Annotated in this window: 21 protein-coding genes; 15 read left to right on the top strand and 6 right to left on the bottom strand. The window is 38.1% G+C overall.

Annotated elements, in window-relative coordinates:
- The first annotated feature begins 5 nt into the window (after window positions 1–5).
- Both LJY09_RS14445 and LJY09_RS14440 read left to right on the top strand, forming a co-directional pair.
- Window positions 6–896: an ABC transporter ATP-binding protein gene (locus LJY09_RS14445; RefSeq protein WP_155010045.1), complete on the top strand. Its 891-nt coding sequence runs from the start codon at window positions 6–8 to the stop codon at window positions 894–896.
- The gene (locus LJY09_RS14440) at window positions 893–1,669 is read left to right on the top strand and encodes an ABC transporter permease (RefSeq protein ID WP_155010046.1); all 777 of its coding nucleotides are present in this window, start codon (window positions 893–895) and stop codon (window positions 1,667–1,669) included. Before LJY09_RS14445 ends, LJY09_RS14440 begins: the two co-directional genes overlap by 4 nt.
- Before the next feature lie 27 nt (window positions 1,670–1,696).
- On the opposite strand, the gene LJY09_RS14435 is transcribed toward LJY09_RS14440, so the two are convergent.
- On the bottom strand, window positions 1,697–2,500 hold the full coding sequence (locus LJY09_RS14435; RefSeq protein WP_155010047.1) for a lipid II flippase Amj family protein: 804 nt from the start codon (window positions 2,498–2,500) through the stop codon (window positions 1,697–1,699).
- Between the two features lie 506 nt (window positions 2,501–3,006).
- On the opposite strand from LJY09_RS14435, the gene LJY09_RS14430 reads away from it, so the two are divergent.
- Window positions 3,007–3,654 carry a VC0807 family protein gene (locus tag LJY09_RS14430; protein ID WP_013057564.1) on the top strand — a complete coding sequence of 216 codons (648 nt, stop codon included), beginning with the start codon at window positions 3,007–3,009 and terminating at the stop codon, window positions 3,652–3,654.
- 135 nt (window positions 3,655–3,789) lie between these two features.
- Window positions 3,790–4,062, top strand: coding sequence for a hypothetical protein (locus tag LJY09_RS14425; protein WP_223260190.1), 273 nt, complete (start codon window positions 3,790–3,792; stop codon window positions 4,060–4,062).
- Between the two features lie 57 nt (window positions 4,063–4,119).
- Here LJY09_RS14425 and LJY09_RS14420 read toward each other — a convergent pair whose 3' ends face one another.
- Entirely contained in the window at window positions 4,120–5,820 is a 1,701-nt protein-coding gene (locus tag LJY09_RS14420) for an L-lactate permease (protein ID WP_155010048.1), read from the bottom strand.
- Window positions 5,821–6,202: 382 nt separating this feature from the next.
- Here LJY09_RS14420 and LJY09_RS14415 point away from each other — a divergent pair, with 382 nt between their 5' ends.
- The 8 genes from LJY09_RS14415 to LJY09_RS14380 all read left to right on the top strand — a co-directional run bounded on the left by LJY09_RS14415 (window position 6,203) and on the right by LJY09_RS14380 (window position 16,738).
- Window positions 6,203–7,528, top strand: coding sequence for an FAD-binding oxidoreductase (locus LJY09_RS14415; RefSeq protein WP_155010049.1), 1,326 nt, complete (start codon window positions 6,203–6,205; stop codon window positions 7,526–7,528).
- On the top strand, window positions 7,529–8,890 hold the full coding sequence (locus LJY09_RS14410; protein WP_155010050.1) for a (Fe-S)-binding protein: 1,362 nt from the start codon (window positions 7,529–7,531) through the stop codon (window positions 8,888–8,890).
- Entirely contained in the window at window positions 8,874–10,325 is a 1,452-nt protein-coding gene (locus LJY09_RS14405) for an FAD-linked oxidase C-terminal domain-containing protein (RefSeq protein ID WP_155010051.1), read from the top strand. Before LJY09_RS14410 ends, LJY09_RS14405 begins: the two co-directional genes overlap by 17 nt.
- Window positions 10,326–10,496: 171 nt before the next feature.
- Window positions 10,497–12,674 (top strand): malate synthase G, encoded by a 2,178-nt coding sequence (locus LJY09_RS14400; protein WP_228307268.1) that lies wholly within the window; start codon window positions 10,497–10,499, stop codon window positions 12,672–12,674.
- A gap of 107 nt (window positions 12,675–12,781) precedes the next feature.
- A complete protein-coding gene (locus LJY09_RS14395) occupies window positions 12,782–13,558 on the top strand; it encodes a fumarylacetoacetate hydrolase family protein (RefSeq protein ID WP_228307267.1) in 777 nt (258 codons plus the stop codon).
- A gap of 53 nt (window positions 13,559–13,611) precedes the next feature.
- Complete coding sequence (locus LJY09_RS14390; protein ID WP_034268928.1) at window positions 13,612–14,406, top strand: IclR family transcriptional regulator; 795 nt, start codon at window positions 13,612–13,614, stop codon at window positions 14,404–14,406.
- Window positions 14,407–14,549: 143 nt separating this feature from the next.
- Entirely contained in the window at window positions 14,550–15,782 is a 1,233-nt protein-coding gene (locus tag LJY09_RS14385; RefSeq protein WP_228307266.1) for an aminopeptidase, read from the top strand.
- Between the two features lie 119 nt (window positions 15,783–15,901).
- Window positions 15,902–16,738, top strand: coding sequence for a hypothetical protein (locus LJY09_RS14380; protein WP_228307265.1), 837 nt, complete (start codon window positions 15,902–15,904; stop codon window positions 16,736–16,738).
- Between the two features lie 29 nt (window positions 16,739–16,767).
- Here the strand turns inward: LJY09_RS14380 and LJY09_RS27665 are convergent, their stop codons facing one another.
- Window positions 16,768–16,902: a hypothetical protein gene (locus tag LJY09_RS27665; RefSeq protein ID WP_014459590.1), complete on the bottom strand. Its 135-nt coding sequence runs from the start codon at window positions 16,900–16,902 to the stop codon at window positions 16,768–16,770.
- Window positions 16,903–16,982: 80 nt separating this feature from the next.
- Entirely contained in the window at window positions 16,983–17,474 is a 492-nt protein-coding gene (locus tag LJY09_RS14375; RefSeq protein WP_028409022.1) for a hypothetical protein, read from the bottom strand.
- Window positions 17,475–17,881: 407 nt separating this feature from the next.
- On the opposite strand from LJY09_RS14375, the gene LJY09_RS14370 reads away from it, so the two are divergent.
- The 3 genes from LJY09_RS14370 (at window position 17,882) to LJY09_RS14360 (ending at window position 20,096) form a co-directional block, all read left to right on the top strand.
- Window positions 17,882–18,301, top strand: coding sequence for a hypothetical protein (locus LJY09_RS14370; RefSeq protein WP_028412901.1), 420 nt, complete (start codon window positions 17,882–17,884; stop codon window positions 18,299–18,301).
- Window positions 18,302–18,373: 72 nt separating this feature from the next.
- Entirely contained in the window at window positions 18,374–19,390 is a 1,017-nt protein-coding gene (locus LJY09_RS14365) for a glycine-rich domain-containing protein (protein ID WP_228307264.1), read from the top strand.
- A gap of 127 nt (window positions 19,391–19,517) precedes the next feature.
- The gene (locus LJY09_RS14360; RefSeq protein WP_028412903.1) at window positions 19,518–20,096 is read left to right on the top strand and encodes an HAD-IA family hydrolase; all 579 of its coding nucleotides are present in this window, start codon (window positions 19,518–19,520) and stop codon (window positions 20,094–20,096) included.
- Window positions 20,097–20,098: 2 nt separating this feature from the next.
- Here LJY09_RS14360 and LJY09_RS14355 read toward each other — a convergent pair whose 3' ends face one another.
- Window positions 20,099–20,695 (bottom strand): mechanosensitive ion channel family protein, encoded by a 597-nt coding sequence (locus LJY09_RS14355; RefSeq protein ID WP_028412904.1) that lies wholly within the window; start codon window positions 20,693–20,695, stop codon window positions 20,099–20,101.
- 842 nt (window positions 20,696–21,537) lie between these two features.
- Window positions 21,538–22,560 carry a hypothetical protein gene (locus LJY09_RS14350; protein ID WP_033579375.1) on the bottom strand — a complete coding sequence of 341 codons (1,023 nt, stop codon included), beginning with the start codon at window positions 22,558–22,560 and terminating at the stop codon, window positions 21,538–21,540.
- Between the last annotated feature and the right edge of the window lie 530 nt (window positions 22,561–23,090).

Raw genomic sequence — 23,090 nt, 5'->3', positions numbered from 1 at the left:
CGAAGATGTTTATGCAAGTAGAAGGACTGACAAAAACGTATCGCAATATAACCGTTGTAAATAACCTTTCATTTAATCTCGATAAAGGAAAATGTGCAGCATTGTTAGGCCCTAATGGTGCAGGTAAGACGACTACTTTGCATATGATTGCAGGTCTTACTGCACCTAATAAAGGGAAAATTTCTTTTGAAGATAAACAGCATCAAGACGTACGATCATTTATTGGCTTTCTGCCGCAGCATCCTACGTTTTTTAATTGGATGACGCCTCAGCAGTATTTAACTTTTTTAGGTCTTTTATCTAACATTTCAAAGAATGTGCTTTCTCAACGAATAGATGAAGTACTTGAAACGGTAGGTTTAAAAGGAAAGGAAAAGCAGAAAATTGCTGGCTTTTCTGGAGGAATGAAACAACGTTTAGGCTTGGCGCAGGCCTTGTTACATAAACCTGAACTGCTAATTTTAGATGAACCCGTTTCGGCTTTGGATCCTGAAGGCAGAAAAGATGTCCTAATGATTATCGAAACATTAAAAAAAGATACGACCATCCTTTTTTCAACTCACATTTTGCATGATGCAGAACAAATATGCGATAACATGATTATGATTAAAAACGGACGCATGAAATGGAATGGAACAAAGAGTTCGCTGCGCCAAGAGTTTGCGGATCCTGCTTTTACGATTGAAACAGAAGAAAGGCTCCCTGCATCATTTAGCAGTTTGCCAAGTGAACAGGTACTGTTTCATTCTCCTTATAAAGCCACTGTAAGTGTAAAAGATACATCTCAGCAGCAGCAGCTGCTTCAACTGCTTGTTGATCAACAAACAAATCTTGTTTTATTTGAACGAAAACAGCATTCTCTCGAAGATGTGTATCTAGAGGTGATGAATAAATGAATATATTTGGAATCTTATTTAAAAAGGAGCTGCATGAATTATTTGCGAACGGCAAAGCAATTTGGCTGCCCATCTCTCTAATTTTGCTAGGCATCACACAGCCTTTAACGAATTATTATATGCCACAAATCATTGACATGGCAGGGAATTTGCCAAAAGGAGCAATTATTCAACTTCCTACGCCAAGCGGTCAAGAAGTATTGCAAGGTGTCCTTTCACAATATAGCACAATAGGAATCTTATTGATTGTACTAGCAAGCATGAATATGATTTCAAATGAACGACAAAATCATGCGGCTGTACTTGTTATGATGAGACCGGTGAGCGTCATTCAATACATTATGAGTAAATGGGCTGCCCAAATCGTACTGGTTATTGGCTCAATGTTTATAAGCTATATAGCAGCGTGGTATTATACAAATCTTTTATTTTCACATGTGGATTGGACTCATATGATAGTTAGCTTTCTTTTATACAGCCTGTGGCTGATTTTTATCTTGTCCGTGCTAGTGGCAGCTGGAACCTTTCTTTTACAAAGCGGAGGAATTGCTGGGGTAAGCATTTTGATTATTGCGTCACTTTCATTTTTAAGTACTTTGTTTACGAATCAATTAAAGTGGAGTCCTGCAGCGCTGTCACAATACGCCGGTCGTATACTTGAACAATTGCACTGGTCACAAAGTGTCACCTATACCGTAGTTGTTACATTAGTGAGCTGTTTTCTTCTTTTAATTGCTGCTGTTTATGGATACAAAAAAGTAGAATATGTATAAAAAGACTTCTGAAACGAAGTCTTTTTTCTAGGGAATTAATTTACAAATCCAAGCGATATAAAGAGCAGCGGGGACTAAGAGAATCTGGGCACATACTGTCCCGCATAAACGAGAGATGACGAGTGTACCAACCATTTTATCCATAGACTGCTTAGTCGATTCACCTTTCATTACCTTTTCAGTTAGAATGGCTACTTGCGGATCTACAAACACTGCAAGGGTAATCATCGCTAGTCCGTTAATAAGACCAGAAGACATCAGAATCGATTTAGAAAGAGTAGGCTCGAGCGTAGAAGCATAAAGAGTGGAAAGAACACCTACTGTATAAATGGTCGTAGCCATTAAATTTAAAAGAAGCAATCGCTTGGGCACTCCGCCTATTCGCAGCTGAGACAGCATAATCCACCTAGGACGCTTCACGTGTTTTTTTGCTTTTTCCAGCGTATGTATGGAAGTAATGTTTTTCATCATTTTGGGTACAGATCCTGCTACTTCTAAGTGTGAAATCATGCGAGAGAAGATTGATACAAAGCTAGGAATTAAAAGAGCACCTGCGATTGTCCCAATAGAGGCCGCGAGCAAGATAGTTTGAAGCTGATGAAGTAGAAGGGACAAATCTTCTTTAGACTGGACCGCATCTCCTAATTTGCCGGTCAGCGGAGCTTGCACCATATTAGCTGTTCTTGAAACGATGACAATAATATTAAAAAGAGATAGGGCCACGACTAGTTTTCCAGTTTTCAAGCCCGCGAGTCTCACAGAGTAGGCTAGTGTTTCAATCATGTGAATAATTCCTACAAATACACAAATAATCAGTAATTTTCCCATCATAATAAGTAAGTTCCTTTCTTTGATACACGCACTTCCTTATTATGTATAATTTTGGTTCATTTGTAAATAAAAAGCCGCTTGCTACTCTTGGTAGCAAGCGGCTTTTTATTATCGATGCTGGTTAATATCACGAAGTATATCTTTGCTAGCCTGATAATCTTTTTCCCGTTCTTTTTCCACCTGTAGACGTTTGTCTAGTTTACGGCTATATTCAGCATACCCCACGCCGTGAGAAAGCTGCATGGCCTTTTCCATTTCTGACGTGTACGTTAGGTGAAGTGCGATAATGAATCAATCCTTTCAGCATTTTTCACTTGTGGCACATGTATTGCTGCTCAAGTGTTTCGATGTTTATAATTCTTGAAGTCTTTCTAGAAATCGTTTTCCCTGTCGCTTTGGATCTAAACATAAATGATTAAAATTTCATAACATTCCAGGTAAAAGCCTTTTTTTCTTGCGTAGTATCCCATATAATAGCAGGAACAACGTTTTTAAAGGAGTTATATATGAACAATACAAAACGAGTATGGTTTGATTTACTTTTTTATATCGCTATTCCTTACCTAATATGGAATCAAGGAAAAGACATTATTGGTGATTACTATGCCATTTTGCTTTCAACAGCACCAGCGTTTGTGTATACCATTTATACATTTATTAAAGATCGCCAGTTTAACGTAACAGGATTGTTTATTGTCATTACGCTGCTGGCACGTACCATTATTGATTTAATTTCAGGAAACGCAGCGACGATGTTAAACAATCAAGTATACTTTATGATTGGACTGGCTGTAGTTGTCCTTTTTACCATTGTGATAAAAAAGCCAATTGGTTTGTACTTTTTTGTAGATACGGCGTACTTAATGGGCTATAAGCGAGAAGATTCTCTTAAGCTCTTCCACCAGCCTGATTTATTCAAAATGATGAACTGGCTTACAGTACTGTTCGCAGGTCGCTATGTATTTTTAGCAATTGTAAAATACGTATTGATTCAAAAGTACGGAGTAGAAGGGTACGGGAACATGATTGTATTCCGTCAAGCCGTTACGTGGGCATTCTCCATTTTAATTGCCGTCTACACGTATTTTATCTATAAAAAAATTCAAGATAAAACAGGGATGGATAATCCAATGAATCCAAATGTAAATGAATAAAAGGAGAAGCGTGCGTTTAACTAACGTACGCTTTTTTTGTTACAAAACAGTGAACAGTGCCCGAAACACTAACATCTCATTTAAAATTAATAGTAAAATAACGCTATTAGAAACGGGATGAAAGTAGGTCAAGAAATGAAACTATTATTAGCATGTCAAAAGCAGCCTTATCGGATCCTAGAAATGATTATGGTGTTTTTCACTTTAATTTTTGTCGTACTGTCGTTTTTTGATTACCGTCAGCTGTTTTTTCTCGTGTTTACCCTTGGAATTGTATTTGCTATTCGAGCGTTTGAAATGCAAGAAGGAGAGAAAAAGACGCAAGGAAACATCTGGCTGCTTGTCGGTGTTGTCATGATTTTGCTAGACATAGTTTTATTTGTTGTATATGCCATTAATCGATCTTAACTAAAAGAAAAAGGCTTCCGTGCAGAGGTTCACCTCTAGCTGCGGAAGCTTTTTTGATTAAGGAATCATCCACGATAATACATTGGATTGTAAAAATGTTAGTAGGCAGACAATCAGCAGTAAAAATAAGCTGTGCTTCACCGTAAAACGAAGCAAATCGGATTCTTTTCCTGCCAGCCCAACCGCAGCACAGGCGACGGCGATGGACTGCGGTGAAATCATTTTACCGGTTACTCCGCCCGAAGAGTTTGCTGCAAGCGCAAGAAGCGGATCCATTCCAATAGACGTGGCCGTGATTTTTTGCAAATTGCCGAACAATAAGTTGGCTGATGTATCTGATCCTGTAATAAAAACACCAAGCCAGCCGAGTACAGGAGAGAAAAAGGGAAATAACGCGCCTGTTTTAGCTAACAGCAGTCCTAATGTTGTACTCATTCCAGAAGCATTTGTCACGTAAGCAAATGCCACAACGGACATAATCGTAAGCAGCGGCAGCGCTAATTCTTTACACGTCTCGTTAAACGTAATAAACCATTCTTTCCAAGAGATGTTGACGATAAATTTTGTGACAACAGCAGACAACAGGATAGCTGTGCCCGCAGCGCCTAGTAATTCTAACTTATACACTGCCGCAATTGGTTCTCCATTTCCATTTAAAATTAAATTATTTAACCAAGGTACTTCTGGCATAAACGTTAAATAATGTCCGACGGAATTGATAGCGCTCAAAAAAGCGTTAGCTCCTTCATAATGTCCCGTCAGAGCGGTTTTAATTTGAGGAATTCCCCATATGGAAATAAAGATCGTTAAAATTAAAAAAGGTGACCACGCCTTTGCAATTTGAGCCCCCGTGAATGCGGGCTGACCTTGAGTTTCTCTTGGCTCAGCCGAAGCGGAAGCTACTTCATGTGCTGCTTTTTCAGATTGAAAGCGAAACGTTGTTTTCGGTTTCCAGAATTTTAAGAAAATAGCGAGCGCAAAAAGTGAAACGAGTGCCGATAAAATATCGGGAAGTTCAGGTCCTAAAAAGTTAGAGCTGACAAACTGTGTAAGAGCAAAAGAGACGCCCGATACTAGAATAGCAGGGAGTACTTCTACTGTTTTCTTAAATCCAGCCATTACAAAAACCAAATATAGCGGAATAAATACAGAAATAAAAGGAAGCTGGCGGCCTACCATTTTAGAGATTTCCATTGCCGCTACTCCAGTAGGACCCTCCATAGCCGTGATAGGAATACCGATTGCACCAAAAGCAACGGGTGCTGTATTTGCTAATAAACATAAGCCCGCGGCATACAGCGGATTAAAACCTAGGCCTACCAGCAAAGCTGCTGAAATCGCAACAGGTGCGCCAAAACCAGCAGCACCTTCAAGAAAAGCCCCAAACGAAAAAGCAACCAACAAAGCTTGAAGTCTGCGATCTTCTGTAATAGATACGACAGAGGTACGAATAATATCAAACTGACCGGTTTTTACAGTTAGTTTGTAAAGAAAAACGGATGTAATGATAATCCATCCAATCGGCAGTATACCGTATACAGCTCCTTGACTAGCTGACATAAAAGCCATGCTAGCCGGCATTTTATAGGCAAGCATCGCAACGGCAAGTGCGACCAGTAAGGTTGTAATCCCAGCCATATAACCTTTCATTCGTTTAATAGCCAGAGCCCAAAAGAAGTAAAGAATAGGAATCAAAGCGATTAATGAAGACCAAATGACGCTGTTTCCTACAGGAGTGAACTGCTGTGTCCATGTCATAACTAACACCTCATTTTCAAATTAGTGAACTACGAATTTAGTAAAACGAAACCATTAAAACTACGATGATAAGGTCATCTGATGACTTATGTAAAAATGAATTCGCTTACATTATATTCTAATACTTTCGTGATAGGCAAGTACTAAAAGAAACTTTTTTTCTAAAGAACGGACATTTTTTTGTTGATAAGAAGAAAATACTGGTTGAAAATCCCAAGAATAGGTGATTAAATGATTGTAAGCGCTTAAAATATATCTTTTCATCTATTCTACTAATTATTCTTCTTATTAATCTACTACTTTCAGTCGTATTATACATGGCACTTCTGTATGTTATTAGTGAAACGTTGTTTGCTATTACAAAACGAGAGGAGTCAATTTATTGAGTACGTTAGAACTTCCAGGTCATTTAAAATCCATTTTATCTCATCCTTCCACACTTGAAGAACAGCATATGAATCACTTCCTTGGAAATAACGGGTCCGTGCATGTTAAGCCAACTTCAGAACAAGAAATAGCAGCCGTTTTAAGGTATGCGGCGGAACACGGAAAAAAAGTCATCATTGAAGGGAACGGTACCAAAAAAGGCTTTGGCGGGCTTATAGACACAGCAGATCTTTTGCTTTCGCTGACTGAATACAGCGGAATTGTTGAACATACAGTAGGCGATATGACGGTTACTGTAAAAGCTGGTACGCCGTTTGGAGAGCTGCAAACGTATTTAAAAACGTACAATCAGCAAGTTTCACTTGATCCAGCTCTAGGAGACTACGCTACAATCGGCGGAGTTATTGCAGCGAATGAAAGTGGCCCAAAGCGCTTGTCTTATGGATCAGCTCGAGATGCAGTAATCGGTATGAGAGTCGTATATTCAGATGGAACCATTGTTCGTTCAGGGGGAAAAGTCGTCAAGAACGTGGCTGGCTATGATATGAATAAGCTGTTTATTGGTTCAATGGGAACGCTCGGCGTTATATCCGAAATAACGTTAAAGCTGCGTCCGCTGCCCAAGTATCAAAGCGTTCTTTTTCTTTCTTTTTCAACAGGCAATATCGAAGAAATTCATGCGTTTGTTAGCAAAGTCTTAGACTCCATGATAGAGCCCGTTTCCTTGGAATTATTAAATCCTTCTCTAGCTGAAGATGTAATAGGGCAGCATCTGTTTACGCTTGTAATCAGCTTTGAAGATGTGGAAAGTTCCGTTCATTATCAAGAGAATTACATCAAAAGCATCCAGCCGTCTGATACGATTTTAAAAGTGCTTCATGAAAAAGAAGCCGAGGTATTTTGGGGATTTTTTAGTAACATTAGTCCAAATGGTGCATGCTGTTCTTCCGAAGAGGAAACGGAAGCCACTTTAAAAGTCGGTGTACCAAATATGAATGTACTTGACGTGATAAACAAAAGTACTGCTTTAAAAACATCCCTTCCCATGCTGGTAAAAGCACATGGAGGAGTTGGACACGGTCTTTGCTCAGTCTACATAAAGGGCTCAGAAGAAGCCATTCTTTCCGTTATCACTTCATTTACTGAAACAGCTAAAACGTACGGAGGATATGTGGTCGTTAAACATTTGCCTTTTATACTGCGTCAAAAAGTCAATGTATGGGGAGAAAAACCTTCTCATTTTCCGTTACTAGCAGGAATTAAAGCAAAGGTGGACGCTAAAAATGTGCTTAACTATAAACGATTTATAGGAGGAATCTAAGTGAATTCAGCGAAAGCGGATATCAAAGATGCTCCATGTCAAAGCGTTAGCAATTATTTGTGGAAAGACGCGCCAGACGAAAAAAAATGGGCGGATTGTGTACACTGCGGAATGTGCTTGGAGTCTTGTCCTACTTACGAAATAACGGGGCAAGAACAGCATTCACCAAGAGGACGCGTGCACCTTATCAAATCGGTAGCAGAAGGAAAGATAAGCGTGAATGAACAGTTTACAGATCCTGTATTTGCTTGTTTGGACTGCCGTGCCTGTACAACTGCTTGTCCTGCAAATGTAGACGTTGGCGGACTCATTGAAGAAGCTCGCGGCCAAATTCGTCAGGCGATGCCTTTGACGGGATGGAAAGGAATGATCAGCAAGTTTTTTCTAAAGGAACTTTTTCCTCATTCCCATCGCTTAGAAGCTGCAGGAAGTCTATTAAAGCTGTATCAAAAAAGCGGGATGCAAAAAATGGTTCGCACAACAGGCATGTTAAATATGATGCCAACACATCTAGCAGAAATGGAACATGTAATGCCTAAAATTACCCGTTCTGTTCGAAAAAAATATAAAAAAGAACGCGTTCTAAAAGCAAAAGCCGAAAGAAAAGCCGAAGTTGCTTTTTTAACGGGCTGCATTATGGACGTCATGTTCAGTGATATTAACGAAGCGACTCTTAATGTATTAAGAAGAAACGGAAACGACGTTGTTATTCCTCATTCTCAGACGTGCTGTGGTGCTTTGCACGTTCATGCAGGAGACCGAGACATGGGAAGGCAGCTTGCCAAAAAAAATATAGAAGCGTTTCAGCATGCCGATACCATTATTGTAAACGCTGCGGGATGCGGCTGCATGTTAAAAGAGTATCCTGAACTATTTAGAGAAGAAGAGCAAGAGTGGCTTGAAAAAGCCGAAGTCTTTGCTAAAAAAGTCCAGGATATTTCAAAATACCTTCACGATACAGGATATCGCCCTCCGCAGGCGAAGCTGCATACGCGCATTACGTATCACGACGCTTGTCATTTAGCTCATGGTCAAGGAGTTAGAGAAGAACCAAGAGATATTTTGCTTTCTATTCCGGGAGTTGAAATGGTTCATATGGCTAACGCAGACAGATGCTGTGGAAGCGCAGGAATTTATAATTTAACAAACCCTGACATGGCGGGAGCCGTGCTTCAAAGTAAAATGGAAAATGTGCCCCCTGACGTAGAAATGATTTCAATGGGAAACCCAGGATGTATGCTGCAGATGGCAGTAGGAGTGAAAAAATATGGACGAAGTCAGCAAATTGTTCACACGGTACAGCTTTTGGAGTGGGCCTATCAAAAAGAAGAGGAGGAAGAGCATCGTGTTGAAGAAAAATAAAATAAAAGATCTTCACGTGAAAAATCTTTCTCAACTAGTAGATGCTCATTCTATTTTGTATCACAAAGAAGATTTACTTGCGTACGACTGCGATGGGTTTACTATTCACAGACACTTGCCTAAAGCGGTGTTATTTCCTAAAAATACGAAAGAAGTTTCTAGCATTGTTAAATACTGCAATGAACATGACTTGCCTTTTCTTGCAAGAGGAGCAGGCACAGGACTGAGCGGAGGAGCGATTCCGCTTAATAACGAAGTGATTATTAGTTTAGTAAAAATGAAGCGGCTGCTTAGCGTCGACTATAAAAACAGACGTGCCGTGGTAGAGCCCGGATTTATTAATCTTAAGTTAACTAATTCAATCTCTGAAAAAGGATATTATTATGCACCCGATCCTTCGAGTCAGTATTGCTGCACCATTGGTGGAAATGTAGCGGAAAACGCGGGAGGGGCACACTGTCTAAAATATGGCGTAACTACCAACCATATTTTAGGGCTAGAGGTGGTGCTTCCAAATGGAGATGTGATTAAACTTGGCAAGCAAGGTATTCCAGATGAACCGGGATATGATTTATTAGGACTTTTAACAGGATCAGAAGGGACGTTAGGAATCGTTACAAAAATTACGGTGCGCATTTTGAAAAACCCCGAAGCCAAACAAACGGTACTTGCCTATTTCGACCGCGTAGAAGACGGCAGTCAAGCGGTATCCGACATTATATCAGCCGGCATTGTGCCCGCTGCGCTTGAAATGATGGATAAAACCGCCATTGAAGGAGTGGAAGCTGCTGCGTTTCCAGTCGGACACCCTAGAGATATTGAAGCTCTTTTATTAATTGAAGTAGACGGCATTTCAGCCGGTATCGAAGAGCAAATCCTACGTATTTTAGACGTATGCAAAAAACAAAACGTACGGGAAGTGAAAGTAGCTGAAAGTGAAGAAGAGCGCGCCAGGTGGTGGGCAAATCGCAAAACAGGATTTGGAGCGATGGGAGCTATATCCCCTGACTACCTCGTACAAGACGGCGTTATTCCAAGAAGTAAACTGCCTCAAGTGCTGAAGCGAATCAACAAAATTAGCGAAGAATCTGGCCTTCGCATTGCCAATATTTTTCACGCTGGAGACGGGAACTTGCATCCGCTTGTATTATTTGATGCTAGAAAGCCGGGGGAAACTGAAAAAGCACTCGAAGCCGGAAGCGCATGTTTGCAAGTATGTGCAGAAGTAGGAGGAACGATTACCGGGGAACACGGTGTGGGCATTGAAAAAAAAGAAGAAATGCGATTTGTTTTTAATGAAGATGAAATTCAAGCACAAACGAATATACGAGAAGTATTTAATCCTAAAAATCTATTAAATGCAGGAAAGCTTTTTCCAAGTCCCAGCCGCTGCGCTGAAGTCAAAAAAGAAAAGAAAAAAGTGGGTTATTTTTAGAAAATTCTTGAAAATACATTCGCTCGATGATATGATTTTTTTAACAAAAATAAAACGCTGTTTTGTAATAAGAAACAGTACCGCATATGTTCGTCTTAACCATTTTGGCAAAAAGAATTGAAAGCGCGTCCAAATTTAAAAATGTAAAGAAGTAAGAGGAGGAAACAGACGGTGACAAACTACAAACAAGTTGGAAATCTGAAAGTAGCTCCAGTTCTCTATCAATTTATTAATGAGGAAGCTCTCCCGGGCAGCGGCCTAAGTACAGAAAATTTTTGGTCTGATTTTGAAGCGTTAGTAACTGAGTTAACACCCGTAAATAAACGTTTGTTAGAAAAGCGTGATCAGCTTCAAGCTCAAATTAATGCATGGCACCAAGAAAATCCTGACGGTGACTTTAACGAATACAAATCGTTTTTAACGAGAATTGGCTATTTAGAAGACAAGGCAGAAGATTTTCTTATTGGTACAGAAGGAGTAGACAGCGAAATTGCCTATCAAGCGGGACCACAGCTTGTGGTACCAGTGAATAACGCTCGGTATGCTATTAACGCTGCTAATGCACGCTGGGGTAGTCTCTATGATGCACTTTACGGCACTGATGCAATCAGTGAAGAAAATGGAGCTTCGCGCACGAGTTCTTATAATCCAATTCGAGGAGAAAAAGTTATTGCGTTTGCAAAGAATTTTCTTGATGAAGTTATTCCGCTCGTTCAGTCTTCTCATGCGGAAGTGGTTCAATACAGCCTTAAAAATGGAAAGCTTGTTGCTCAATTAAACGATGGCAGTTTAACAGAGTTACAGGAAGAAGAGAAATTTGTAGGGTATCAAGGAGAAGAAGAAAGCCCTGATGCTCTTTTATTCAAAAACAACGGCCTGCATTTTGAAGTTCAAATTGATCGTACGGATTCGATTGGTAAAACAGACGATGCGGGTGTAAAAGATATTTTAATGGAAGCAGCTCTTACGACGATTATGGACTGTGAAGATTCAGTAGCGGCAGTAGACGCAGAAGACAAAGTAGACGTTTACCGCAACTGGCTGGGATTAATGAAAGGTGATTTGACGTCTACTTTTAAAAAAGGAAGTCAAAACATGACAAGGCGTTTAAATCCAGACCGTACCTATATTTCTCCCCACAAGGAAAAGATTTCACTGTCTGGCCGTTCGCTTATGTTTGTTCGAAACGTCGGGCATTTAATGACAAACAGCGCTGTTTTGGATCAAAATGGAAGAGAAATCTATGAAGGTATTTTAGACAGCGTGATTACTAGTTTAATTGCCAAACACACCTTGCTTAAAAACGGTACGTATCAAAATTCTAAAAAGAGCTCTATCTATATCGTTAAACCGAAAATGCACGGCTCCAAAGAAGTAGCTTTTGCCAACACGTTATTTAATTCAATTGAAGATATGCTAGGGCTTGAGCGCCATACGATTAAAATCGGCGTAATGGATGAAGAGCGCCGCACAACGCTTAATCTAAAAGCGTGCATCAAAGAAGTAAAAGACCGAGTGGCGTTTATTAATACTGGATTCTTGGATCGAACAGGTGACGAAATTCACACTTCTATGGAAGCAGGCGCTGTTATTCGTAAAAATGATATGAAGGCGTCTAAATGGCTTCAAGGCTACGAGCAGTCTAATGTAAATGTAGGGTTAGCAAGCGGGTTCCAAGGCCGCGCTCAAATCGGAAAAGGAATGTGGGCAATGCCGGATATGATGGCCGAAATGCTGAAACAAAAAGTGGGGCATTTAAAAGCAGGAGCGAATACGGCATGGGTGCCTTCACCAACCGCAGCAACGCTTCATGCTCTTCACTATCATCAAATTGATGTAAGAGATGTTCAAAACGAATTGCTTACTAAGTCCACTGATTTACAAGATGACATTTTGCAAATTCCTGTGGCCGAAAAACCAAATTGGAGCAAAGATGAAATCCAGCAGGAGCTAGACAACAACGCTCAAGGAATACTTGGTTATGTAGTAAGATGGGTCGACCAAGGAGTAGGGTGCTCAAAAGTACCGGATATTAATAATGTAGGATTAATGGAAGACCGGGCAACGCTTCGTATTTCCAGTCAGCACGTAGCCAACTGGCTTCATCATGGAATTTGTACAAAAGAACAAGTAACGGAAACGCTAAAGCGAATGGCAAAAGTAGTGGATCAACAAAATGAAAATGATCCTATGTATCAGCCAATGTCATCGAACTACAGCACATCCATTGCTTTTCAGGCAGCCTGCGATTTAGTATTTCAAGGCTATGATCAGCCAAACGGCTATACGGAGCCCATTTTACACCGCCGCCGTATCGAAGCAAAGGCAAAAGCAGCTATAAAACAGTAAAAAAAACGGCCTGTCAGCATAGAAATGGCAGGCTGTACTTACATCTTAAGAACCTGACTACCTATGATCCTTATTAAAACAAAGCAAATGGGAAAAGGAGCTATGTCATGAAATTTGTAAGGTTCGCTGTACAAGATAGCCGTCATACAGGTGTACTAAAAGAGGATACGATCAGCGTTATTGAAGGAAATATATTTGAGAAATGGAACTATACAGGACAGACTTTTTTAGTAAATGAAGTAAAGCTTTTGGCTCCTTTAGAGCCGAATCAAATTATTGGAATAGGCGCAAATTATGCAGCTGCAAAATCGGAGCTTCCAAAGGAAATGCCTTCTATTCCTGTCTTCTTTTTTAAGCCCACATCTTCTGTGATTGGCCCAAACGAAGACATTGTTATTCCAACTGCTATTAAGCACGTTAAGTTTGAATCTGAGCTTGCAGTTGTTATTGGAAAAGAAGCAAAGAACATCGCAAAAGAAGACGTACTGGATTATATATTTGGGTATACAATTGGAAACGATGTGACGGCTCCGGATTATTTTCATGAAGACGGGCACTGGACCATTGGAAAATCCTTTGATTCATTTACGCCTCTTGGACCCGTAATCGAAACAGAGCTTGATTTTAAGTCCATTCACGTAAAAGCGTTTTTAAATGGTGTTGAAAAACAAAACAGCTCGACAGATTTAATGATTATTTCTGTTGGAGAAATAATCGCTTACCTATCTACTGTTATGACCCTTAAGCCGGGAGATGTGGTTTTAACAGGAAGTCCGGTCGGCGCGGAACTTGTGACCGCAAACGATGTTATTGAATGCACCATCCGAGAAATTGGAACTCTCCAAAATCCATTTGTTGCAGAGAAAGAACGTGTAAACGTATAAAAGTGATAAAAAAATGCCCGGCAGTAAAATGACACATAGAGGAGAGAGGAAAAATGGAGAGAGAAAATATGGTGAAGTCTGTAAGCCGGGCATTGGATATTGTCACAATCGTCAGCATGGAAAGAGAAGGGGTAGGAGTTACAGAAATTGCAAAGCAAATGGACATTAATAAAAGCTCCGTATACCGTATTCTAACTACTCTTGCTCAGTATGGCTATATTGAACAAGATCAAGAAAGCGGTCGGTACAAGCTTGGGTATAAGTTTTTAGAAGTAAGTTCAAAGCTTTTAGATTCGATTGATTTACGGACAGAAGCAAAGCCGTTTTTGCAAGAACTTGAAAGTGAAACAAATGAAGTTATTCATCTTGTTGTCTACGATCAAGGTGAAGTAGTGTATATTGAAAAGCTAGAAGGAAATCAGACGCTGCGCATGCACTCAAAAGTGGGGAAAAGAGCGCCTATGCACTGTACGTCTGTCGGTAAAGCTATTCTAGCTTTTTTACCGCTTAATACGGTAACAAGCATTCTTGAAAGAAAAGGCTTACCAGCGCATACCGATCACACTATTACAGATGAAGAAAGCTTTCTCCGGGAACTTTCAGAAGTGAAGCAAAAGGGATATGCGCTGGATTTAGAAGAAAATGAATACGGAATTACTTGCATCGCAGCCCCTATTTTTGATCACCTTGGTCAAGTCGTTGCTGCAGTCAGCATTTCCGGTGCTACGATGCGTATGACCAATGAGCGATTAACGTACCTTCAAGAACGCATGGTTGATATAGGCAAGAACATTTCGGAGCGGCTCGGCTACAAAACGGAATCTGTGAAAGACAAAAGTTTGTTCTGATTCTTAAAGAACAAACTTTTTCTATATAATAATCTGTAAAATAACGTAATTATATTATGTAAACTATAGGCTAGGATTTTTAATTGATGTTTTATTCATGATACAATAAAGTTGTTAGAATATATACGTAAAGGAGATAAATTATGGAACAGTTTGAGCGCAATATTGAAAAGTACGCCGAGCTAGCTGTAAAAGTCGGTGTAAACATTCAAAAAGGGCAAGTATTAAACATTAATGCTGATATTTCTTCCGCTGATTTTGTTCGTGAAATTGCGAAAAAAGCGTACGAAGCCGGAGCAAAGTCTGTTGATGTAGACTGGCATGACGATCATTTAGTTCGTTTGAAATATGAAAAAGCGGATGAATCTGTATTTAATGAATTTCCTGCTTGGAAAGCTCAGGCAAGAGAAGAGCTTGTGAAAAACGGAGGCGCTGTTTTATCTGTAATTTCAAGCGGTCCTGACTTATTAAAAGGAGTAGACGGCAAACGTATTGCTGCGTTCCAAAAAGTAAGCGGAAAAGCAATGAAAAAATTCCGTGAAGCGATCCAATCTGATAAAATCAGCTGGTCCATCGTAGCTGTTCCTTCAAAAGACTGGGCAGCTAAAGTATTTCCTGACGTTCCAGAAGAACAGCAGCAAGAAAAACTATGGGAAGCTATTTTTAAATCTGTGCGCGTAGACCAAGAAGATCCATTGGCCGCATGGGAAGAGCATAATGCTTCATTACATACAAAAGTAGACATTTTAAATGAAAAGAGATTTTCTAAGCTTCACTATAAAGCGCCAGGAACAGATTTAACAATTGAACTTCCTGACAAACATATTTGGGTGGGCGCAGGCAGTGTTAATGAAGAGGGTAACTCGTTCATGGCCAATATGCCAACAGAAGAAGTATTTACACTTCCAAAAAAAGACGGCGTAAATGGTCAAGTAACAAGCACAAAACCGCTTAGCTACGCAGGAAACTTAATTGAAAACTTCACGCTAACATTTGAAAACGGAAAAATTGTGGATGTAAAAGCAGAAGAAGGCGAAGAAACGTTAAAGCACCTAATTGAAACAGATGAAGGTGCCAAATACTTAGGAGAAGTAGCCTTAGTACCGCATCAATCGCCAATCTCTCAGTCAAACATCATTTTCTATAACACGCTGTTTGACGAAAATGCATCCAACCATTTAGCCATCGGCAGCTCGTATTCCTTCTGTTTAGAAGGCGGAAAAACGATGTCTAAAGAAGAGCTATCACAAAACGGAGCAAACGACAGCATCACCCACGTTGACTTCATGATTGGCTCAGCTGAAATGGATATCGATGGCATCAAAGCTGACGGTACAAACGAGCCTGTGTTTAGAAAAGGGAACTGGGCGTTTTAATAAACAGTTTAATCTATGAAGTCTCTACAATAATCAAGGTAATAAATGAATTAGCCACTTCTCGATTTATAGAAGTGGCTATAAGTTTTTTTAATGTAAAGAGGAGAGTAATACGTTAAATGAATGAATTAGTAAAAATTGTTTTAAATAGTGTAGACCAATTATTTGGCAAAAATTATGTGCAATTAATTACTTATTTATTAATAGCATTAATTGGAACATGGTTGTACAAAGAGTTCAGAACTCAATTACTAAATAGTGAAAACTATAAAAGAGAAAAGTACAGTGAGGTATTAACAATTTTACTAGAATTGGAGTATGCACTAAATAGATTCTTAATAAATGAAGTAGAGTTTAGTCAATTAGAAGAGAATTTAAAGGCTGCTTATCCGTATTTATCTTATGATCTAAGTAAGGAGGTTGGAAGCTTTAGTACTGGAATAGAAAAGAAAAAAGTCGAGGAATTCGTCGAAAGATTGAGTGCAGAGAGAAATAACCTTAAATATAACCAACCTAATGCTTTCTCTTATTTAAGTGAAAGAAGTATATCTCGGTCATTTGGTCACTTATTTAGAACAATGCTTTCACCTGTGCTTATACCTTTCCTGTTGACTTTATTAACTGTAGTGGTTTCATTTATGCTATTATATCTCACGTCTGCTATGTCAACTGTTGAATCTGTTGTCAAACAATATTATTTGATACAAGGTGTAATAGATTACATATGTTTCTTAATGATATTAGTTGGTATCGCTGATATTATTAATAACCAAAAGGTGTCTAGCATGAAACACTTAGTTATTTTTCTTATTATTTTTATAACTTTGTCTATTACTGCATTTTTAATTTTTTCAAAATTCATTATTATTCCTACAATTCTATTTGTATGCTACGGAATATTATTAAAAATGTACTTACCAAAAATTATTGTTGGGCTAAAAATAAATAATATATAAATAAAAAGAAGAATCACGGCAGGCGAACTTCACTCAGTTCCACCTTGCTGTGATTCTTCTTTTTTTACCGGAGCGTCACGCTTGAACATGTGATAGTAAGTAAACCCTAAGCATAGAGCGCCGGCGATTGAACAAAAATATTGCAAAAAACGGACGAAATCCATTGGAATGACCTCCCATTTTCAGTTTCGCTTCTAGTATGTACAGGGAAGTGAAATAATATGTGAAAAAGGGAGGTTTTTTCTTATAGTTCGTATGGTTCTTGGAGAGTAAGGTAAGGCTGCTGATCTTCAAGACCAAGACGCTTATTTAATTGTCTTTTCATTAAATCGTACTGGTAGATGAGGTGAAATTGATTTTTTTTCGGTGTTTCACAGCGAATGTAGGTTTCTTGCCCGTTCTTGTCTGTGAAATGAATGGTTAACTCACCGAAATAGCGTTGAACAGGAGCTCCGTGAAGGCCTTTTTCATTTTTGACAACCTTTGAAAATTCTGCTCGTTGAATACGGTTAAATGGAATAATAGCTACTTGATTGATAACAAGACGCTGATCGTACATGTCAATTTTAGATATGGAAATTTGATTAATTCCTTCTGCAAATTTAACATGCCCGTTTACAGAAACAAGCGGTTTGCGATCCTCAGGATCAACAGCGCCTTGAGGTCGCTTAATGACGTAGAAGCTAGCTACGCCAAGTGCTACGATACCAACCACAACAATAAGTGCAAACATCATTTTGCATTCCACCTCCTGAGTATAGATGTGTAATCTGAATTTAACAGCAAGCTGTTTCAGTTGCCATATTGCCTCAACAATGAGGATAGAGAAAAGCAGTTCGGCAGTTCATTATAAGTATATACATACGTTCGACAATATGGTTTGATATTCCTTCTTATTATGACTTTTTTACGACAAAATGGGCAAAACTCTTTCCGAAAATGAAGTGAATCAGTTACAATTTAAGGATAAGGTACCAAATTTCTTTTCTATCTCAAAAAAGTGCAGAAAAGCGTAAAAAATTCTAGGTACTTTCTCATATTTTTACTATTTTTATAGAATTTATTCCAATTTCTAATCCTTTATCGTGTATAATCTCTTGTGTGCAGCATGATATACATAAAGGTGTAAGGAGGCACAGTTCATTGTCTTTATCAGCAAAAAAGATATTATTATTAGTTTTAGTAGTTATATGTTTAGTGTTAGTTGTGATGCAATTCATAAATCGATCAGCAGAGCCGACTTCTGGACAGGCCCAAGAAACACTGAGTAAGCTTCCTGAACAAGAAACCGTTAAAGAAAAAGCGAAAGGCGACGAGGAAGCGCACAAATATCGAGTGTATTATATTACTATTGAAAAAATCGAAAATGGTACATACAGCGGAACAACAAAAGAAGGAACGGGCATTAAATTTTCCGATAAAAATTTAAATGAACCGATTCCAAGTAATTTGAAAAAAGGGGATATCGTTAAAGCATACTTTGATCTTGAATATAGCACGAAAGGTCTAGTCAAAGTAGAAAAGGTAGACGAGATACCCGATGATGACGAGAGCTCAAGTTAATTGAGCTCTTTTTTTGTGTTTTACGAATGTGGTAAAATATTGAATATATAGATACGATACAGGGGGAAGAAGATGATAGCAGCAATTATAGTAGGAGCGGTAATTCTTTTAGTTTTGATTATTAAAGGGGTTGCAAAGTCGAGAAGATTTCGCTTGTATAAAGAGGAGCTTCCAGATGAGCTCGGAATACATAAAGATAATGGCTTTGAAGATATTGTTCATTCACTAGAAGATTCTTTACCGGCAGCCTATGTTCAGCAAGTGAAACAGCGCATGAAAGGAAAAAATACAAAAGACGATGAAGTGGAATGGACGTTTTTTGAGATGAAGCGCTACTTTTTATTAAATGCAGTCATCAAAGACGTACCGATGTTTAGTGCAAAAGTGGATGAAGTATGGCATGAAATGATTATGTTTACAGTAGATTATGAGCGTTTTACAGAACACTTTTTCAACCGCTTTTTGCATCACCAGCCAAATGTAGAAACAGCTCCATCCCCACAGCCCGATAAGCGAGCGTTCTTCGATTGGATGTATGCTCATTTGTTTGACATAACGGGTAACAGCCGACTGCTTTGGGGGAAATTTTTTCAGCATCCGCTTGATAAAAGTACGCTTCAAGATTTTCAAAGGTTATCAGAAGATGAATTACTAGATCGCTATTTCTTAAGAAACGGCAAATGGGAAACACAACAGAGGCATTTGATTCAAACATTAAAAGAAGAAGTCACTGCTGCACGAAAAAGAAAAAAAACGGGCGGATCAACTTATTTTAAAAAAGCGGCTAAAAAAGGAAATGTATCAAACGAACTTCTTCTTCAAGGCTTTGTTTTTTATTCTCTCTACAAAGCCACCAACTTTTCAAGCCATATGAATGAACTGTTGCTATATAAAAAGACGATGTATGCGGGAGAGACAGCCTCTTACAGTGGGTATAGCTGTTCAAGCCCCTGGGAAGATAACCGCCACCATCACCACAACGATGGAGGTCATCACCATCATGACAGCGGCAGCAGCTGTTCGAGTTCAAACTGCAGCAGCTCAAGCTGTTCAAGCTCTAGCTGCGGGAGCGGGTGCAGCAGCAGCTAATAAAGTAAAAAAACTCGTTTTATACGAGTTTTTTTACTTTAAATGCAACGACGACAAAATGATTCACTGACAAGCAGTGAATCATTTGGTATAATCGTTACGTTTTTAAAAAGGAGAGACAGCGAAAATGAATATTTTATGGGACTTTGATGGAACCATCTTTGATACCTATCCGACTATCGTGAAAGCATTCAAAGAATTACTAACAGATCAAACGATTTCAGAAGATGATATTTTAAAACAAATGAAAATATCTTCTGACGTAGCAATCAAGCATTTTGATATTGAAAAGTCTTTGTTTGATAAACACTTCCATGTGCTCGAACAAAAAATCAATCCTAAAGATAAGCCTGCTTTTTCTCACGTAGAAGACGTACTGAGCTTTGCGGATACAAATGTAATTGTTACGCACAAGTCTAGACAATCTACGCTTGATATCCTGGCATTTTTTAATATGAAGCACTACTTCACAGAGATTATTACAAAGGATGATGGCTACAAACGAAAGCCTGATAGCGGAGCTTATGCCTATCTTCACGATAAGTATCAGCTCGATTTAGTAATTGGGGATCGCGAACTCGACTTAAAACCTGCCCGTGAACTGGGAATTAAAACATGTGCATTTCAAAATAACGATATTGAAGCAGATTATCACCTTACATCATATGATCAATTCTTTACAACGGTCGTAAATAAAAACTCGTGAAGCTATTCTTCACGAGTTTTTATTTGTTCAGGTGTATGTATTTCGGGGATTTCACCGAGCGTGTAGTTCGCTACTTTTGTAATGTTACTATTAGCAAAAAAATAAAACTCTCCGTCGACTCCGCGAATTTTTGTCGTGCGCAATCCAATTTCTTCAACAGTTCCTTTCGTATCATTTATAGATACGTGATCTCCTACTGAGAATTGATCTTCAAATAGAATAAAAAACCCATTTAAAATATCTTTAATCAAATTCTGTGCACCTAAGCCTGTAATAAACCCTGCTACGCTAATACCAGCTAAAAGTGCTTTCATATTAATTCCGATTGCCTCTAAAGACGTAATAAGTGCAATAAAATACACAACGTACATGACAATGCTCAGACAAAGTTTTTTCAGCGTTATTTCTTTTCGTTCGTTGTACCTCAGCAGTTTAGTTTTAAATCTGAAATCAAAGATTTTATTAATGACACTGCGAGCAAACCGGATGACAATTTGAGCAATGATAAAAATGAGGATAATCTTTATGATTACTTCACTAATGTCAATCCACCTACCGGTATTAAATAAAGTTTGCTGTACCCACTGTATGTATTTCATGACTAAGTCCCTTTCTTGCTTTATAAATTTTTCTCTACTGAATAGTATAATTTATTTTAAAAAATATACTACTAGAATTTATTAAGAGGCGTTTGAACTATTGTTTTATTTTAATTTATTTGTATTTGGTATATGTAATGAAAACTCCTTAATTTAGAAAAAGTGAAAATCCTCAGGTATAGATATTTTTAAAACATTTCTTTATACAAATATTAAATAAAATCTTATAGCAGAGATTAGTATAGATCTTATTAGCAAACATTATATACAGATATTAAAGAAAGAAAAATCCTCTAAAAACCTAATGATATCAAGGGTTAGAAAGAAAATAGCTTTTCAATAAATAACTGTGTGGAAAATAGCCCTTTTTTGTGAACAGCATCCTTTGGCTAAAGGATGTTTTTTATCGTAGTAGATATGGAATCTAGTTTATTTACTATGTTTTTTCTTCTACAATAGATGGATTTTAAAATCAATAGAATGAAGATTGCTGTTAAAAGTATGAATTATTTCCACTGTGGATAAAAGTAGTTATGTTAAAGAGTAAATAACCTGGAAATTATCGTTAATAAAAAAATAAAAGGGATGTTTTTATTAATAAAGAGGATGATATAACAGTCATTGAATATGTTTTCTTTCTTTTGTGGATAAGTATGAAGATGTTTTTTTAGTAATATTCCATAGTTATACACAAGAAATATCATTTATTTAAACTCATTACGTTTATATGGATAGGATAATGGAATTGGAGAGCTGAAAAAATGGGTGTTTGTTTGTACTATTTGTATCAAAAAGAGAGGAGAAGGGATAGAAAATAAAAAAAGGCATGCCAAAGAAGCCCCTTATGAAGCTGTAAGTTCGGCAGGGACTTGATCTTGAAGATTTTTTGAAAGCTCTTTTCGAATGAGCGTACGGATTTTCCCACCGTAATTTTCAACGACTTGAGCATCATGGCTGAAGAAGGCCTGTTCAATCAATGTATAAAGGGCAGACTTCACTCGTTCAATACCATATTCAAAAGAAAGCTGAACCAAATCAGCGATGTCTTCGTTTTGGAATGAAGACATAACAATTCCTGTAGAATCTGTGCTGTGTCCAGATAATTTTACAAAAGTCTCTTCAATAGTACGTCGAATCGCCGCATCGTATTGATCTCTCTTTTCTTGTTTTGACATCTTGCCATTTTTAGCTCCGTCTTTTAAAACAAAGAAAATAGTAGATCCTTGGACAACGGTTTTAAATGCGCTCGCCTGCGTTTCAGCTATTTTTTGCATCATACCCTTGTAGTGAGTATATTTCGGCGTAAAAATTTTATAGTCATTAAAGCTAATTTTTGAAGTGTTTTCTCCAGGATTAAACTGACGCTTAATCGTATCGTTGTCATAAACCAATTCTTTGCGCAGCTCTAAGCGAAGGGCATTTACGTTTTCAATTAGAATAAGTTCTTCAAAGCGAGTATATTCTAATTCCATAAACCCAAAGCCGTGTTCTTCAAAATATTGAGGGTAGGGAACAATACAAATATTGATTCCTTTGCCGCTGCGAGAATAGGAAATTAATTCTGTTTCTGCTAATACTACATTGTTGTTGCGAACTGTTCGAACTGTACAATTCAAAGCGGCTGCAATCTCTTTTTCAGAAACATCACAAATAATACCTCTTTCATCAACGTGAAGGAAGTGATAAAAAATTAATTGTGAAATTTGAGATTTAGATAAACGGTGATGTTCTGCCACTGTTTTGATTGTAGGGTTCCCATGAGCGTCTAGGTCCATGTGATCTTCAATATCTTTATATTTTTCTACGGTGCTAGACAATTGGCGAATAATTTGTTTTCCAATTTTCGCAAATTCTTTTTTTATCATGAGAATCCCTCCAATCTATTTCATATCAACAATAATTTATTAGGGTAAAATAACAAAGAATACCTTGTGAAAATTATATCAATAAGAAACAGAATCGCAAACGAACGAGTAGTACGCGAAAAACGGCAAAAGGCTCAAAGAATGCTGTCATAGCAAGGGATTCAGCGTATAGGTTTTTTAGTACGACAAAAACGGCAAAAGCAAGCAAGCGCCGGTAGAACAGTGTTTGTTACGATCAGTAAAAATCAAAAAAAACTTTATGCGTTTTAGTACGTAAAAAACGGCAAAAGGCTCAATATAGTACGCCGAAAATAGCAAAAGTGAAGAGTGGTACGCCAAAAACAGCAAAAGTGATCTCGATTCACCTAAAAAAAGGGAAAAAAATCACTTCTCTGATCGCTGTAAATAACACAATGAATTTCAATAGTACGTCAAAAATGGCAAAAGCTATTTTTAGTACGTGAAAAACGTCAAAAACGACCTGGTAGTACGCTAAAAACAGCAAAAGATATCGTTTGGTACGTCAAAAA

The organism is Priestia sp. J2 (genome assembly GCF_020790095.1).
Classification (GTDB): Bacteria; Bacillota; Bacilli; order Bacillales; family Bacillaceae_H; genus Priestia; species Priestia zanthoxyli.
Note: the sequence above shows the minus strand (reverse complement) of the source record. Positions and strands in the feature narration are given on the sequence as shown.

Bases quoted from the DNA above. Each gene is read 5' to 3' on its own strand.
- LJY09_RS14425 (WP_223260190.1), top strand. From the start codon at position 3,790: ATGAAACTATTATTAGCATGTCAAAAGCAGCCTTATCGGATCCTAGAA.
- LJY09_RS14395 (WP_228307267.1), top strand. From the start codon at position 12,782: ATGAAATTTGTAAGGTTCGCTGTACAAGATAGCCGTCATACAGGTGTA.
- LJY09_RS27665 (WP_014459590.1), bottom strand. From the start codon at position 16,902: ATGGATTTCGTCCGTTTTTTGCAATATTTTTGTTCAATCGCCGGCGCT.
- LJY09_RS14440 (WP_155010046.1), top strand. From the start codon at position 893: ATGAATATATTTGGAATCTTATTTAAAAAGGAGCTGCATGAATTATTT.
- LJY09_RS14375 (WP_028409022.1), bottom strand. From the start codon at position 17,474: ATGATGTTTGCACTTATTGTTGTGGTTGGTATCGTAGCACTTGGCGTA.
- LJY09_RS14385 (WP_228307266.1), top strand. From the start codon at position 14,550: ATGGAACAGTTTGAGCGCAATATTGAAAAGTACGCCGAGCTAGCTGTA.
- LJY09_RS14435 (WP_155010047.1), bottom strand. From the start codon at position 2,500: ATGATGGGAAAATTACTGATTATTTGTGTATTTGTAGGAATTATTCAC.
- LJY09_RS14445 (WP_155010045.1), top strand. From the start codon at position 6: ATGTTTATGCAAGTAGAAGGACTGACAAAAACGTATCGCAATATAACC.
- LJY09_RS14430 (WP_013057564.1), top strand. From the start codon at position 3,007: ATGAACAATACAAAACGAGTATGGTTTGATTTACTTTTTTATATCGCT.
- LJY09_RS14355 (WP_028412904.1), bottom strand. From the start codon at position 20,695: ATGAAATACATACAGTGGGTACAGCAAACTTTATTTAATACCGGTAGG.
- LJY09_RS14390 (WP_034268928.1), top strand. From the start codon at position 13,612: ATGGAGAGAGAAAATATGGTGAAGTCTGTAAGCCGGGCATTGGATATT.
- LJY09_RS14360 (WP_028412903.1), top strand. From the start codon at position 19,518: ATGAATATTTTATGGGACTTTGATGGAACCATCTTTGATACCTATCCG.
- LJY09_RS14420 (WP_155010048.1), bottom strand. From the start codon at position 5,820: ATGACATGGACACAGCAGTTCACTCCTGTAGGAAACAGCGTCATTTGG.
- LJY09_RS14365 (WP_228307264.1), top strand. From the start codon at position 18,374: ATGATAGCAGCAATTATAGTAGGAGCGGTAATTCTTTTAGTTTTGATT.
- LJY09_RS14350 (WP_033579375.1), bottom strand. From the start codon at position 22,560: ATGATAAAAAAAGAATTTGCGAAAATTGGAAAACAAATTATTCGCCAA.
- LJY09_RS14380 (WP_228307265.1), top strand. From the start codon at position 15,902: ATGAATGAATTAGTAAAAATTGTTTTAAATAGTGTAGACCAATTATTT.